Source organism: Mesorhizobium sp. NPDC059054, from assembly GCF_042739215.1.
In the GTDB taxonomy this organism is placed as follows: domain Bacteria; phylum Pseudomonadota; class Alphaproteobacteria; order Rhizobiales; family Rhizobiaceae; genus Mesorhizobium.
Window position 1 is genome coordinate 37,137 of record NZ_JBHYHV010000006.1, and the last position, 15,012, is coordinate 52,148.

General features: G+C 62.1%; 15 protein-coding genes. 2 read left to right on the forward strand and 13 right to left on the reverse strand.

The genetic code is table 11. The features are described from left to right. Window positions 1–52: 52 nt before the first annotated feature. The 4 genes from ACFWXH_RS24060 to ACFWXH_RS24075 all read right to left on the reverse strand — a co-directional run bounded on the left by ACFWXH_RS24060 (window position 53) and on the right by ACFWXH_RS24075 (window position 5,468). The gene (locus ACFWXH_RS24060; RefSeq protein WP_379123861.1) at window positions 53–1,441 is read right to left on the reverse strand and encodes an aldehyde dehydrogenase family protein; all 1,389 of its coding nucleotides are present in this window, start codon (window positions 1,439–1,441) and stop codon (window positions 53–55) included. A gap of 158 nt (window positions 1,442–1,599) precedes the next feature. Beyond that, complete coding sequence (locus ACFWXH_RS24065) at window positions 1,600–2,970, reverse strand: glutamine synthetase family protein (protein WP_379123862.1); 1,371 nt, start codon at window positions 2,968–2,970, stop codon at window positions 1,600–1,602. A gap of 92 nt (window positions 2,971–3,062) precedes the next feature. Then, on the reverse strand, window positions 3,063–4,625 hold the full coding sequence (locus ACFWXH_RS24070; protein ID WP_379123863.1) for an amino acid permease: 1,563 nt from the start codon (window positions 4,623–4,625) through the stop codon (window positions 3,063–3,065). Between the two features lie 24 nt (window positions 4,626–4,649). Next, complete coding sequence (locus ACFWXH_RS24075) at window positions 4,650–5,468, reverse strand: N-formylglutamate amidohydrolase (protein ID WP_379123864.1); 819 nt, start codon at window positions 5,466–5,468, stop codon at window positions 4,650–4,652. A 29-nt stretch (window positions 5,469–5,497) separates the two neighbouring features. Here ACFWXH_RS24075 and ACFWXH_RS24080 point away from each other — a divergent pair, with 29 nt between their 5' ends. After that, window positions 5,498–6,436: a MurR/RpiR family transcriptional regulator gene (locus tag ACFWXH_RS24080; protein WP_379123865.1), complete on the forward strand. Its 939-nt coding sequence runs from the start codon at window positions 5,498–5,500 to the stop codon at window positions 6,434–6,436. A 9-nt stretch (window positions 6,437–6,445) separates the two neighbouring features. Here the strand turns inward: ACFWXH_RS24080 and ACFWXH_RS24085 are convergent, their stop codons facing one another. The 9 genes from ACFWXH_RS24085 to ACFWXH_RS24125 all read right to left on the reverse strand — a co-directional run bounded on the left by ACFWXH_RS24085 (window position 6,446) and on the right by ACFWXH_RS24125 (window position 14,068). Further along, window positions 6,446–6,850, reverse strand: a complete 405-nt coding sequence (locus ACFWXH_RS24085; protein WP_379123866.1) for a GtrA family protein — start codon at window positions 6,848–6,850, stop codon at window positions 6,446–6,448. Further along, window positions 6,847–7,668 carry a ChbG/HpnK family deacetylase gene (locus ACFWXH_RS24090; protein WP_379123867.1) on the reverse strand — a complete coding sequence of 274 codons (822 nt, stop codon included), beginning with the start codon at window positions 7,666–7,668 and terminating at the stop codon, window positions 6,847–6,849. Before ACFWXH_RS24090 ends, ACFWXH_RS24085 begins: the two co-directional genes overlap by 4 nt. Next, complete coding sequence (locus ACFWXH_RS24095; protein ID WP_379123868.1) at window positions 7,665–8,633, reverse strand: glycosyltransferase family 2 protein; 969 nt, start codon at window positions 8,631–8,633, stop codon at window positions 7,665–7,667. Before ACFWXH_RS24095 ends, ACFWXH_RS24090 begins: the two co-directional genes overlap by 4 nt. Then, window positions 8,626–9,792, reverse strand: coding sequence for a glycosyltransferase 87 family protein (locus tag ACFWXH_RS24100; RefSeq protein WP_379123869.1), 1,167 nt, complete (start codon window positions 9,790–9,792; stop codon window positions 8,626–8,628). The genes ACFWXH_RS24095 and ACFWXH_RS24100 overlap by 8 nt, the downstream gene beginning before the upstream one ends. Before the next feature lie 160 nt (window positions 9,793–9,952). Next, on the reverse strand, window positions 9,953–10,990 hold the full coding sequence (locus ACFWXH_RS24105) for a zinc-binding dehydrogenase (RefSeq protein ID WP_379123870.1): 1,038 nt from the start codon (window positions 10,988–10,990) through the stop codon (window positions 9,953–9,955). Window positions 10,991–11,017: 27 nt separating this feature from the next. Next, on the reverse strand, window positions 11,018–11,986 hold the full coding sequence (locus ACFWXH_RS24110; protein ID WP_379123871.1) for an NADPH:quinone oxidoreductase family protein: 969 nt from the start codon (window positions 11,984–11,986) through the stop codon (window positions 11,018–11,020). Between the two features lie 38 nt (window positions 11,987–12,024). After that, complete coding sequence (locus ACFWXH_RS24115; RefSeq protein ID WP_379123872.1) at window positions 12,025–13,266, reverse strand: acyl-CoA dehydrogenase family protein; 1,242 nt, start codon at window positions 13,264–13,266, stop codon at window positions 12,025–12,027. Beyond that, complete coding sequence (locus ACFWXH_RS24120) at window positions 13,266–13,400, reverse strand: hypothetical protein (protein WP_379123873.1); 135 nt, start codon at window positions 13,398–13,400, stop codon at window positions 13,266–13,268. Before ACFWXH_RS24120 ends, ACFWXH_RS24115 begins: the two co-directional genes overlap by 1 nt. Next, window positions 13,397–14,068 (reverse strand): TetR family transcriptional regulator, encoded by a 672-nt coding sequence (locus tag ACFWXH_RS24125; protein ID WP_379123874.1) that lies wholly within the window; start codon window positions 14,066–14,068, stop codon window positions 13,397–13,399. Before ACFWXH_RS24125 ends, ACFWXH_RS24120 begins: the two co-directional genes overlap by 4 nt. A 108-nt stretch (window positions 14,069–14,176) precedes the next feature. Between ACFWXH_RS24125 and ACFWXH_RS24130 the strand changes: the two genes are divergently transcribed. Beyond that, entirely contained in the window at window positions 14,177–14,992 is an 816-nt protein-coding gene (locus ACFWXH_RS24130; protein ID WP_379123875.1) for an SDR family oxidoreductase, read from the forward strand. Window positions 14,993–15,012 lie beyond the last annotated feature (20 nt).

Sequence of the window (15,012 nt, forward strand, 5' to 3'; positions counted from 1 at the left end):
CTGCTGAGAAGAAACGCCCTCCATCGCCTTTGACGATGAAGGGCGCCTGGGGCTAGATCGTCTCTCTGAGATGAAAGCTCTTCGGCCGGGTCAGGTTGTCGTAGCCGATCTGCGACAGCGCGGCCCCCTTGCCGGTGTCCTTGACTCCGGTCCACACCAGCGCCGGATCGAGATAGTCGCAGCGGTTCATGAACACGGTGCCGGTTTCGACACGGTCGCCGATGGCAACAGCGCGATCGGTGTCAGCCGTCCAGATCGAAGCCGTCAGCCCGTAAGGGCTGTCGTTCATAAGCGCGATCGCCTCCTCGTCGTTGCGCACCTTCATGATGCCGACGATCGGCCCGAAGCTTTCCTCGCGCATCACGCTCATCTGGTGGTCGACATTGGTCAGCACCTCGGCCGGCAGATAGGGCGATCCGGCCTTGTCGGCGGCATCCTTGGTGTTCATGTGCGCGGTGGCACCCTTGCGCAGCGCCTCGGCCTTCTGCTCGCGAATGAAGTCGGCAAAGCGCGCCTGTGCCATCGGGCCCATGGTGGTTGCCTGATCGAGCGGATTGCCGAGCACGTAGCTCCTGGTTTCTGCGATGAAGCCTTCGACGAAATCGTCATAGACCTTCTCGTGCACATAAACGCGCTCGATGCCGCAGCAGCATTGGCCCGAATTGAAGAAGGCGCCTTCGACGAGATTGGCGACCGCATGGTCGAGCTTGGCGTCGGGCAGCACATAGGCGGGGTCCTTGCCGCCGAGTTCGAGGCCGAGCGTCATGAAGGTGCCAGCCGCTGCCTTCTCGATGGCACGCCCGCCGGCAACCGAGCCGGTGAAGTTTACATGGTCGATCTTACCCGAGCCCAGCAGCTTCTCGGTTTGCGCATGGTTGAGCACGACATTCTGGAAGACATGTTTCGGCAGGCCGGCTGCCTCGAAAGCCTTGGCGAAACGCTCGCCGACCAGCAGCGTCTGCGCGGCGTGCTTGAGGATGACGGTGGAACCGGCGATCAGGGCCGGCACGATGGTGTTGACAGCGGTGAGGTAGGGATAGTTCCACGGCGCGATCACCATGACGACGCCGAGTGGATCCTTCTTCACATAGCGGCGGAAACCGTCCTTCGGATTGGAGGCCGGCACCGGCGCCAGCGCGCGCTCGGCGATCTCGACCATGTATTGCGTACGTTCCTTGACACCGCCGAATTCGCCGCCGTAACGCACCGGGCGGCCCATCTGCCAGGCCAGTTCCGGAACGATCTCGTCGGCCATGCCGACGAGCGCCTCCAGCATCTTCAGCATGTATTTGGCCCGCTCGGCCACCGGCAGCCGTGCCCAGTCGGCCTGTGCGGTACGAGCACGCTCCACAGCGGCGTTGACGGCCTGGTCGGTCGCGATCGGTCGCTCGACATAGATCGAGCCGTCGATGGGGGATGTGAGTTTGACCGTCTCGGTCATATCGGTGTCCTTCAAATCAAAATGGTTCGCTGCTTTCGCGCAAAAGCGTCAGCGACGCGGGATAGGTCGAGCAGCGTCTAAACGAAATGCTTTCCGTCAAACACCCCTTGCTCGGGCCCATGCGGATTGTCTTTCCGTCACCGGAAAGGCAGTGGTCATCAATACCGTTCGAAGCCGCGGTGCAGTTCCCAGTCGGTGATGCGGCGGTCGTACTCGAACTGTTCCCAGCGGGCGGTGTGCACATAGTGCCCGATCACATCCTCGCCGAAAGCAACCTTCAGCATCTTCGACTTGGCCATGGTCTCGGTCGCTTCGCGCAGGGTCTTCGGAATCTCCGGCAGGCGCGAAGCCTGGTAGGCATCCCCCACGAAAGGCTGCTGCAGTTCCAGCTTCTCGTCGATGCCGGCCAGGCCAGCCGCGATCAGTGCCGCGAAAGCGAGGTAGGGATTGAGGTCGGCGCCGCCGATACGGCATTCCATGCGGATGCCCTTGGTGCCCTCACCACACAGGCGGAAGCCGGCGGTGCGGTTGTCTTCCGACCACATGATCTTGGTCGGTGCGAAGGTGCCGGACTGGAAGCGCTTGTAGGAATTGATGTAAGGCGCCAGGAACCAGGTGAACTCCTTGGCATATTTGAGCTGTCCGGCCGACCAGGCCTGACCGAGTGTCGACAGCGTCCACGGACCCTTCTTGTCGTAGAACAGCGGCGTCTTGCCGTCCGCGCTCCACAGCGAATTGTGGATGTGGCTGGAGTTGCCGGCCAGGCCGTAATTGTACTTGGCCATGAAGGTGATCGCCTTGCCTTCGGAATCCGCGATCTCCTTGGCGCCGTTCTTCAGGATGACGTGGCGATCGGCCATCTCCAACGCCTCGGCGTAGCGCACATTGATCTCTTCCTGGCCTGGGCCCCATTCGCCCTTTGAGTTCTCGATCGGAATGCCGGCGGCCTGCATCTCGTTGCGCAGGCGGCGCATGATGCCTTCTTCCTTGGTGGTGATGCCGATCTGGTAGTCACCGATATAGGGAGACGCTGTGTCGATGCCTTGCCAGTGTTTCTTTCGCGCGGCGTCGTAGCTCTCGCTGAACAGATAGAATTCGAGTTCGGAGGCGAAATAGCCGATATAACCCCGTTCGGTCAGCCGCTTCACCTGCTTGCGCAGGATGGCGCGCGGCGAATGGGCAAGGTCCTCATGGCTGTGGTGGTCGAGCAGGTCGCACAACACCAGCGCCGTCTTTTCGAGCCAAGGTATCTGCCTGAGCGTCGCCAGATCCGGCTTCATGACGAAGTCGCCGTAACCCTTCGACCAGCTCGCGGCCTTGTAGCCGGGCACAGGCTCCATATCGATGTCGTCCGCCAGCAGATAGTTGCAGCCATGCGTCTCGTCATGCGCGGAATCGACGAAGTACTGCGCCAGGAAACGCTTGCCGACGAGTCGGCCCTGCATATCGACGGCGCAGGCGAGAACGGTGTCGATCTCCCCTGCCTGTACCGCCTTCTTCAACTGGTCGAACGAAAGGTTGCCTGCCATTCTTAGAGCACTCCGGCTTTCACTTTTTCAGGAACGGAATTCTTGGAGGGACGACCGTGGCCGGCGAACCGGCCACGGTCTTGATCGATCGGTCAGTGCGAGCCACCGGTTTCGCCGACCGCCTGCTCGGCGGCCTTGATGGCGGCCTGACGCGCCGCCACGATCTCGCCTATCGGCGGACCTTGGAAACGACGGGCCTCGAAAGCGAACCAGACGATCGCGGTCAGCACCAGGAAGCCGATGGTGATGTAGAGCGCCCAGTCGTTCGGCGGCTGGATGCCGATGATGAAGATCAGGATCATCGAAATGATCGAGAGCAGGCCGAACAGCATGAACACGCCCTTACCCATGTTCCACGGCCCCATCTTGTCCCACTTTGTGGTGCCCCAGGCCATCATGCCGAGCACGATCGGCACCGTGAAGGACAGGAACAGGAAGATGACGGTGCACGACACCACGATGGTGTAGGCCGAGGTACCGGCAACCGACACAAGAGAAGAACCCCAGACGAACAACACCGAGAGGATCGATGCCGTCCAGATCGCAGCCACCGGCGTGCGATATGTAGGGCTCACTTTCGACAGCGCTCCCGAGGCAGGCAGGCCGCCATCGCGCGAGAAAGCGAAGATCATGCGCGAGGCCGATGTCACAGTGGCCAGGCCGCACAGCAACTGTGCCAGGAACACGACGATATAGACGAGTTCCTTGACGCCAGAGCCGACGCGCTGGTCGAAGGCCCAGAAGAACACGTTCCAGCCCTGCTTGGCCGCTTCGTCCATGTTGGGGATCATCAGCACGAAGGCAGCGAGGAAGGCGTAACCGAACAACGCTGACCAGACGACCGACATGACCATGGCGCGCGGCACGGAACTCGCGGCCTTGATGGTTTCCTCGGAAGTATGCGCGGAGGCATCGTAACCGGTGATGGTGTAGATCGGCAGCAGGAGGCCGAGCGAGAACACCCACCAGTCGGAGACCTGCGGCCACACACCCGCACCCGCGTCACCCGAATAGTTCTTGAAGGTGAACAGGCGGCTGAAATCCCAGGTCTCCGCCGAGAACAGGCAAACCAGCGCGATCAGGATGGCACCGAAGAAGATCAGGTAGCCGGAGAAATCCGTCAGCTTGGCGGTCAGCTTGATGCCGAGGTGATTGATAAGCGCCTGTGCGCCGGTGATGATGATCAGGAATATGGTCTGCGTCGTCAGTGTGTTCTCGATGCCGAGCGTCGGACCGAAAGCACCCATGAAGAACGTCCAGGTGCCGACATTGATGGCGCCGAGCACGGTGACGAGGCCAAACAGGTTGAGCCAGGCCGTCACCCAGCCGGTGCCGCGGTTTCCGAGGATCGAGCCCCAGTGATAGAGGCCACCGGCAGTCGGATAGGCGGAGGAAATCTGCGACATCGCCACGGCGAATGTCAGCGACACGAAGCAGCCGACCAGCCAGCCGATGCCGATGCCGATGCCACCGGCGCCGGAGGTTGCCTGGGCAAGCGAATTGATGCCGCCCGACAGGATGCAGATGATGGAGAAGGAAACGGCGAAGTTGGAGAAGCGGGAGAGCCGCCGCTCGAGTTCCTGGGCATAGCCCATCGAGTGGAGGACCTTCATGTCCTCGCTCTTGTCATGTTCAGAGTAACCAGGCGCTGCCATAAGAGTGTTCCCTTATTTGTACTTTCAGATGGTGCCTTCGATCGTTCGTACCGTTTTCATCGGCGGCGGCTTCGGCAGCCGCGCGGGTTCGAGGCCGGTGAAGATGCCCGCCAGCCGTTCTCCCCATTTTTCCTGTCCGGATTGATCCCGGATCTCATCGTTGCGGATCTCGATCATCGCGCACAACAGGCCACGCGAGCGCGCATGCCGTTCCAGCGTGAAGTAGACGCGGTCTGCCGGCGAATAGGGCTGATTGGCGCCGACGGTAAAGCCACCCTCCCGCTTCAGTGCCGCGATCAGGGGCGCCGATAGCCGTATATCGTCGTCGTGGATGATGCCGATATGCCAGGGACGGTCGATGCCCTTGTAGACTGGCGTGAAGGAATGCACTGACACCAGTCGTGTCTCCAGACCGCGCGCCGTCCGCGCCTCGATCAGGCCTTCGATCGTTTCGTGAAAGGGCTTCCAGCAGCGGTCAACGCGCGCCTGGCGCGCTTCAGCCGAAAGGTTCTCGTTGCCGGGAATGGTGGTTGTTTCGCTGACGGGCGGGATCAGGTCCGGCGCGCCGAGGGGGCGATTGCAGTCCAGAACCAGACGTGAAACGCGGGTCTCGACCAAAGGCGCGTCGAGCCGTTCACTCAAGATCTGCGCCACGGGCAGCGCGCCAGGATCCCAGGCGATATGACGGGCAAGGTCGGAAGCGGGAAGACCGAGCGTGCCGAATTCGGCAGGCAGGAAGTTCGAGGCATGGTCGCAGGTGAAGACAAAGACACCCGCGCCGTCGGGGTTCGTAACCCTCACGGAATCCGCGCCTGGATGCCTGTTGCGGCTTGTCCTCTCCATCCGATCCGCCGTCCCCGGGAACGTATCGTATGTTACGTATTTTGTCTCATTGCGCTCCCGTGAATGATTTCATACACTTTGCCCGTCTTTGTCAAACGCCTTTTCCGAAAAGCTTGGGGGATACCGGGTTGGGAACTGAGACGACGACCACGTCCATCGCCGAACTGATCGCGGACCGGATCGATTCCATGCCCGCGGGCGAACGTCGCGCCGCGCAGACGCTGGTCGCCAACTATCCCGTCATCGGCCTGAAGACCGTGGCCGATTTCTCGCAACAGGCAGGTGTCTCCTCGCCGACCATTTTGCGTTTCGTCGCCCGGCTCGGCTTCCAGAACTATCCGGAATTCCAGTCCACCCTGCAGGACGAGCTCGCCGCGCAATTGCAGTCACCAGCCTCGCGCACAGTCACCGCTCCGAGCAGAAGTGATGCCGCTTCGCCGATGATCGAGGCCACGCTCGACAATCTGCGCGAGACCTTCCGCCACCTGTCGGACAAACAGTTGAACGAGATTGCCGAGAAGATGGCCGATCATCGCGGTCATATGTTCCTGATCGGCGGGCGTTTCACCGACCCGCTGGCGCGTTACATGGCTGCCCATCTTGCCATCGTCCGACCCAACGTCTTCCACCTTGTCGGCCAGGAAAGCATGTGGCGCGACCGGCTGATCGACATGGGCAAGCGCGACGTGCTGGTGATCTTCGACATCCGCCGCTACCAGGACAGCCTGATCCGCTTCGCCGAGAAGGCGCATCAGCGCGGCGTACAGATCGTGCTGTTCACCGATCAGTGGCTGTCGCCCATTGCCCGCTTCGCCCGCCATGTCATTGCCGGGCGCACCGCCGTCCCTTCACCTTGGGATTCCTCCGCAGCCTTGTTTGTCGTTGCCGAGACATTGATCGGCGCGGTGACCCGTCAGATGGAACCGGACAGCGCCAGACGCATCCGCGAGATGGAAGGCCTGCGCTGACCGACAAGCCTAGCGCAGCAACCGGCCCTCGATCGACCAGCGCGCAGCGAGGAAATTCAATGCCGCCGCTACGATGATGCCGGCAATCTTGGCAGGCCAAATGCCAATCCAGCCGGCAAGTCCGGCAATGAAGGCGCTAGACACGCCAAGCGAAATCAACGCGCCGAGCGAGACGAACCGGAACACGGAATGACTGAGCGGGATTGAACGGTCGCGCTCGAAGGACCAGAAGCGGTTTGCAACGAAGGAGAAAGCGACCGCGACCAGCCACGCACCGACATTGGCCGTCAGCGCAGGCATGGCAAGCCAGAGCAGCACCGTGAAGGCGGCGAGATCGATTGCCGTGTTCGCGAGACCGACGACTGCAAAACGGATCATCTTGCTGCCGAGCGAACGGCCGGGTTCGCTGCTCACGACACTCCACTCCGCACTACAGCATCATGCGCCGCCAGGATCGCGCCGAATTCGTTGGACATGAGGAAGGCATATTCGACCTCGCGCACTTTCTGCATCGGGTCGCGCGACACGAGCTCCGCATCGACATGGCCGGGATGGCACATGAAAACGCCGTCTTCGGGTAGAGTGACAACAGCCGCTCGCAAGGTCGGCGCGAAATCCTCCGGCCGCTTCCAGTCGTAGATGCCGGCCAGCGGCTTCAACATCGGAAATCCCGCCGCCTGCATGGTCCGGTCGAAGCCACGCGCAAGCGCCGCGATGACGGCCGTTTTCACAGCGATGGCGCCGACTTCAAGCGGCACCACGGGTGCGCCGCGCAACGCCGGCTTTTCGGAAGCGGCGAAGCGCACCTTCAGCCAGTCGCGAACGACAGGCAGGAAATGCACATGCTGGTGCCCATCGATGAAGTCCGGCGTGCAGCCAAGCGTATCGACAAAGCGGCGAAGCTGCGCGTCGAGCTCGGCGTGAACATCGCCCGCCTTGATCCGCCTCCGCTTGAATGGCGCAGCAAGGTCTCTGAGCGGCGGCAAGCGTCCGGAAGATACCAGGCTGGAATCCGCCGACAGTGCAGGCTGATCCGTCAAGGTGAGGTGCAGGCCAACCGCTACGCGGCCGATCAGTGGCTTGATGCGCACCGCAGCCTGCTGCCATTCCGGCGAACCGGTCATGCAACCGGTGCCCGTCAGGCGCTCGCGCTCGAGCAGTTCGAGAATGGCATCGCACACACCGGGCGCCAGCCCGTAGTCGTCGGCGATCAGGCGGATCTGCCGCGTCACGGCTCTTGGCCATCCGACTCGTGGCTAATCACATCGCGTACGATATAGACCGGCCGGTCCTTGCTCTCGCTCAGCGCCACCCAGACATATTCGCCAATGAGTCCGAGCAACGCGAGATTGAAGCCACCGAGCACGACGATGGCAATCAGCAGGCTGGGAAACCCAGGTACGGCGATCCCGTAGAAGGCGACTTCGAAGAATATCTTGAGGCCGTAGACGATGCCCGCAAGGGCTGTTGCCAACCCTGACAGGCTGAGGATGCGCAGCGGCACAACGGAGAAGGAAGCGATGCCTTCGAGCGAAAAGGCGAGCAGGTTGCGCCGGCTCCATTTGCTGGTGCCGCTGGCGCGGTCCGCTGGTGTGTAGATCAGCGCCTTGTGCCGGAATCCCGCCCAGGCATAGAGGCCTTTGTTGAAGCGCCGTTTGTCGCGCAGTTGAGTCAATGCCCTGGCGACCGGGCCGCGCATGACGCGAAAGTCGCCGGCATTTTCCGGAATATCGAAGCGCTGGCTCGAATTGATCAAACTGTAGAAAAGTTTGGCCAGCTGGCTGCGCTTCCAGCTCGCGCCCTGGCGATTGGTCCGGGCATAGACCACGTCGACGTCCGGGTCCTCGACCAATTCGGCGATGAGCTTGAGACTGACATCCAGTGAATGCTGCAGATCGGCGTCCATGATCAGCACCAGGTCGCCCTGCGTCCTGTCGAGACCGGCCAGAACCGCCACCTCCTTGCCGAAGTTGCGGCTGAGCCGGACAATCTCCCACTCACCTGTCAGTGCTTTGGCGAAACGCTCGGCACCATTATCGGTGCCGCCATCATCGACCAGGATCTTGCGTGTCCTGAAACCGAAACGGCGCGAGACCTCTGCTTCCAGATCGGCCAAAAGCCGCGCGAACTCTTCCGCCGAAGCAGCCTCGTTCCAGAACGGCGCAACGATATCGAGCGTCAGTTTGGCTTCAGACATGAGCTTGAGCTCCGGCGCGCCTGAATTTTCCCTGCGCGACCGACCAGAACCACCACAGGATCGGCAGCGTGATGGCCGTCATGGCAACGGGGCGGAACCAGAGACGCAAGGCATCCTGGAGATGCGAGTTGATGCCGCTGAGGCCAGCGGCAAACAAAGCTATGGCCAGGATGCTTCGCAGGGCACCACCATCTTCATTGTCCCAGATCGCAGCCAGGGCCACACCGGCCGGCATCGCAAGCAAGGCGAAGGTGTTGTATTCGACGCGCGGGTTGAGCAGGCTCATATAGAACGCAGCAGTCAGGAAGATCGCGAGACCGGCGAGCCGACGGTCGAGGTTGCGGTCGTACCACAGCACCATGAGAAGCGTTGGCAAGGCAACCACGATCCTTATCAGGGTCGCGGCCTGGGTGGAGATGGGCACGCCGAGTGCGGCGAAGGGAGCCGTGAAGTCGGCCATCTCGAAGGCGATCGATTTGTCGACCGACATCGAGGTCATCAACGTGGCGAAGTCGCGGTAAAGCTGGTTGACATAGCCGGCCGGTGCAAAGGCATAGGGAAGTGCCAGCACCGAGAGCAGCGACAACACAAGTATCGGGATAAGCCGCAGTCGAAGCGCCCCGACCAGCAGAAAGACGATGATGGCGGTCGGCTTGGCGATAACGGCGACCGTCGCCCATAGGAAGGTCTCTGCACGCCGCCCCTCCAGCGCGGACAACACCAGCAGCCAGCAGGCGCCGGCGAGCAGGATGGTTGCCTGGCCGTTGCGCAGTGCCCCGGCCGTGATCGGCACGGCCAGAAAAAGCGCATAGGAGAACATCCAGAGACGGTTCGCCGGGTCGATCGTACGAACCTGCCGCCAGACGGCATAGGTCAGCACGGCAAAGTTCAGGATACGCCACAAGCTGTCGCCGACCACCGGGCCGAGCTTCATGAACGGCACATAGAGCGCAGCGAAGGCGGGCGAATAGAGATAGCCCATGGCGATGTCGAGATCGTAGAGCGGCTTACCGGCAAGGAACATATCGCTGGCAATACGGTAGCTGCGCATCACCGACCGATGGTCCGGCGCCATGCCGGCCATGACCAGGATGGCGACAAAGCCGCCGATCCACAGGACAAGACCACCCCAGTCCCAAGACTGCCTGACTTTTGCCATTACCCAACATTGCCCAACGTTGGCAGCTTCGCGAAATCCGGAGCCGCCTTTTTATTCGGCGCGGCATATCATGCCCTGGGTTGTGCGGTACAGCCCACGCGCCGCGGAGGTGATCGTCAAGACAGCTGTCTATGCGGCCAACATTGCCGCAGAATTGCGATCAGGGCCGGATGAAGACTTTGCCGTTGGGTTTGGCGAGTTCCGCCGGAATGCGCTCCATCGCATGGTCCAGCGGCACCACCGCGGTCACGTCGGTGGACCAGCTCCCGCTGGAGAAGCGCCTTTGCACTTCGAGGGCAGCCGGACCCCTGCGGTCCTTGTGCTTGCGCATCCAGTCGGTCAGCCAGAAACCTTCCACCTGCTTCTGCTGGAAGATGAGTTGGCCAGGCTCCCGGATCAGCGTGTCCGACGGGTCAAGCCGGCCATAGATGATCCAGCGCGAGCGTTTCGGCATGGCGTCGAACACCAGCGAAGCGAGCGGACCGGTGACCGCGTCAAGGAAGATGCGCGGCTGCTCCACTCTCATCACTTCGCGCAGCGTCCTGGCGAAATCCGGCGCCTTTTCGTTGAGCACATGTGCCGCGCCCAGTTCCTTCAGCGGCGCGATCTGGTCATCTCGGCGGACCGTGACGATCGGATGATAGCCGTCCTCCTCTGCAAGCCCGATGATCAGCTTGCAGAGCTGGCTGGCGCCGGCTGTCATGACAAAAGCCTTGTGCCCTTCGTCCTTGACGATGCTGTACATGGCGATCGCGGTCAGCGGATTGACGATCATCGCCGCCGCGTCCTCGTCGCGGACGCTGTCGATCAAAGGAATGCAGGCGAGTGCTTCGGCCAGCGCATAGTCGGCCCAGGCGCCCCAGTTGGTGAGACCGGTGGCGAAGGCAATGCGCCTGCCGACAAGGCTCTGCGCATAGCTGTCCTCACCGGCCGCAACCACCGTGCCCACGCCTTCGAAGCCGGCAGGCTGGCCCTGCACGCGAGGCTGGCCATACAGCCCTTTCACGAACATCACGTCGGAAGGATTGATCGAAGCCAGGCTCACTTTGATGAGAACCTGCGTTGCACCCGGCACCGGTACCCCGATGACGCCGGACCGCACATAGGGCTCCATCGCTTCCAGCACACTGCCGCTCGGCTCGCGCGCATAGCCGTCACCGACCAGAAGAAGCGCCTGCATTTCGGAGGGAATGGTCATCGCAGCATTCCTTGCCTGGGACATGGGTTACGGTTTGAGGATCAGCTTGCCGGAGGCGCCGCGGCCCAACACGCGTTTCAGGATATTGGCCGCATCGGACAAAGGGTAGATACCTTCGATCACCGGCTTGACCTTGCCGGCGAGATACCAGCCGATCAGCTCGCGCATGTTGTCGGCATAGGCTTGAGGCTCCTTCACGGTGAAATCGCCCCAATAGACACCCACGACCGAGAACCCCTTCACGAGGGTCAGATTGACGGCCAATTTGGGGATGGTGCCGGAGGCAAACCCGATGACCAGCAGGCGGCCGTTCCAGCCCATGGCGCGCGCCAGCGCCTCGAATGCATCGCCACCGACCGGGTCGAAGCCGACATCGACACCCTTGCCGCCGGTGATTTCCTTGAGTGCTTCCTTCAGATTGTCGTAGCCGATCGCGATATCGGCGCCGGCCTCCAGGGCAAGGCGCTGCTTCTCGGGCGAAGACGCCACGCCGATGACCTTGGCGCCAATCGCCTTGCCGATCTGCACGGCGGCGATGCCGGTGGCACCAGCCGCACCCAGCACACAAAGTGTCTCATCGGGCTTGAGTTGGCCACGCTGCTTCAGGGCATGATGAGATGTACCGTAGCCGCAGACGAGCGCACAGGCATCCGCCGCGCTCATCGCGTCAGGCAGCTTCATGGTCACGGCCTCGGTAACCGCCACCTTTTCGGCGTACCCATTGATGACGGTGAGAGCGGCCACCCTGTCGCCGACTTTCAACCCCGCCACCTTGGGACCGATGGCGGCGATCCGCCCCGCCACCTCCATGCCCGGCACGAAAGGCGTCGGCGGCTTCATCTGGTAGAGGCCCTGGACCAGCAGTCCGTCGGGATAATTGACCCCGATGGCCTCCGCTTCGATGACGACCGCGTCGCCCTTCGCCTCAGGTTCCGGCCAATCGCCGTAGACGAGTTGGTCGAGCGGCGCGAAGGCGCGGGCAATGATGGCTTTCATGCTCTTCTCCCGACCTCGCTTATACGCCGAACGAGCGCCTAAAGCTTTTCCTGCGTATACTTCCTGAGTTCCTCACGCGCGACCTGGCGGCGATGCACGGCGTCAGGCCCGTCGGCCAGCCGCAGCGTACGAAGATGCGTCCAGGCACGCGCCAGGGGCGTGTCCTGACTGATGCCTTGCGCGCCATGCATCTGCACGGCCTCGTCGACTACCTTCAGCGCGACGCGCGGCGCCACCACCTTGATCTGGCTGATCCAGGGCGCAGCGGCGCGCGCATCGCCCTGATCGATCATCCAGGCTGCCTTGAGGCAGAGCAGCCTGGCCATTTCGATCTCCATGCGACACTCGGCGATGATGTCGAAATTGGCACCGAGCCTGGCCAGCGGTTGGCCGAATGCCTCGCGCCGCATCGACCGCTTGGACAGAAGCTCCAGCGCCATTTCGGCCTGGCCGATGGCGCGCATGCAGTGATGGATGCGGCCTGGCCCCAGCCGTCCCTGTGCGATCTCGAAGCCCCTGCCCTCGCCAAGGATCATGTTGGCGGCCGGTACCCGCACATTGTCGAAGCGCAGATGCATGTGACCATGCGGAGCGTCGTCGTCGCCATAGACCTGCATGGCGCGTACCTTCGTGACATCCTCGCTGTCAGCGGGCACCAGGATCATCGAATGCTGCTTGTGCTTGGGTTCGCTGTCGCCACCGGTCTTCACCATGACGATATAGATGGCGCAGCGTGGATCACCGGCACCGGAGGCCCACCATTTCTCGCCGTTCAGCACGTAGTCGCCGCCGTCGCGTTCGCAGCGCATGGAAATGTTGGTGGCATCGGAAGACGCCACATCCGGCTCCGTCATCAGATAGGCCGAACGGATCTTGCCCGCCAGCAATGGTTCCAGCCACGCTTTCTTGTGCTCAGGCGAGCCGTAGCGTTCCAGCACTTCCATGTTGCCGGTGTCGGGCGCCGAGCAATTGAAGGTTTCGGCGCCGAGATGAGCCTTGCCCATCTCTTCAGCGAGATAGGCGTATTCAACGGTGCTGAGCCCATAACCACGATCGGAGCCGGTCAGCCAGAAATTCCACAGTCCGCGCTTTCGCGCCTCGGCTTTCAGTCCTTCGAGAATCTCGGTCTGGCGTTTCGTATGGGTCCAGCGGTCGCCTGCCCTGCCGACTTCCGCCAGGAATTCCTCGTCCAGCGGTATCACCTCGTCGCGCACCATCGCGGCAACCTGGGCGTGGATCGGTTTCAGCCGCTCCGTCATGCCGAGATTCATGTCGGCCATCACAGGCTCCCTTCCTCGAAGCGTTTCCGTTTTTCTCGTAAACGCGGAAACGCTCTGACATTTTGATCTGGCGCATGACGGGCGGCGGATGCCGCCCTTGCTTTCCGAAAATCGGCGCCGATTTTCGGGGTCATGTGCGAACTCCCAATCCGCGTGCGGTGAAATCGACGACCTGCGTCACGATCATTTCGATGTCGCGCTCGCTTTCGCCGGAACGCGGCGTGTACCAGAACAGCGGCGAATTCAGCGAGACGAACATCAGCTGTTCGGTGACGCGAGAATCGTCGAAACGCATATCGCCTGCCTCGCGAGCGGCAATGATCACCTGCCGGAAGATCGCGCCATAGTCGTTGCGGTATTTCATCAGTCGCGCGAACTCCTCGCGCTGTTCCGGTGTGGTGGCGCCCCGCAGATAGAGTTCGACGCCTTCCCACACGACACGCTGGTAGGGTCGGGTCACGATCATCTGGCGGGTGTGAACCATCGCCATCCGCCGCCACCGTGCAACCGCCGATCCGGCAATGTCGCGCAGCGGCTCGATCGCTGCATAATTCGCCTCCATGCCGGTCCGAAAGACATCGGCGAAGAGGTCTCCCTTCGACGGGTAGTGATGATAGATGCGACCCTTGGTCGATCCGAGGCTGCGCGCGACATCGTCGATGGAACTCGCCGCATAACCCTTGGCCATGAAACAGGCGGCAGCCGCATCGAGGATCGCGGCGCGGGAACCGTCGGCGACGGTGACGCCGCCAACGGTTCTGGCCTCCTCTTCCCGCACCGCCAAATGGGATCCCGCTGCCATCGCCCCTCGATTTTTGCCGGCTTTACAACGATCGAAGTTCAACATACTACTCGGTATGTTGTCAATCCGAAGACCGCCGATCGGAGCCGGAAGATAACGGGAGGACCGATGAGCTATCTCGACGAACTGTTCTCGGTGGCCGGCAAAACGGCGCTGGTGACGGGAGCCGCGACCGGCATCGGTCGCATGGCCGCAACCGCACTGGTGCTCGGCGGCGCCACCGTCATGATCGCCTCGCGCAAAGGCGAGGATTGCGCCAAGGTCGCGGACGAGCTTAACGATCTCGGCGCATCTGGCCGTGCGGAAGGTTTCGCCGGAGATGTCTCTTCCGAAGTCGGCATCGCCGCGCTGGTCGAAGCGGTGAAGGCCCGCACCGACCGGCTACACATCCTCATCAACAATGCCGGCGTTTCCTGGGGAGCACCGCTCGAGAATTTTCCCTACCATGCCTGGGCCAAGGTTTTCGGCGTCAATGTCACGGCCGTCTTCCATTTGACGCGCGAGTTGCTGCCGCTGTTGGAAAAGGTGGCTACCGATACCGACCCGGCACGCGTCATCAATCTCGGTTCGGTGATGGGGACACAACCGCTGGCCGATGACGCCTATTCCTACACCGCCTCCAAGGCAGCCGTTCACCATCTCACCCGGACGCTCGCCATCGAACTGGCGGCCAGGCGTATCACCGTCAACGCCTTTGCCCCAGGGCCTTTCCAGAGCCGCATGACGGCTTTCGCGACGGGTACCGATGAACAGGCCAGGCATATCGGCAGCCATGTTCCCATCGGCCGCATCGGGCAACCGGATGACATTGGCGGCGCCACGCTCTATTTGTGCAGCCGGGCTGGCAGCTATGTCACCGGCGCGATCCTGCCGATCGATGGCGGACAATCGGTGCAGCACGGCCTGACCCTGTTCAAGGAATGAAGGCCGAGCCGCCACCAGGA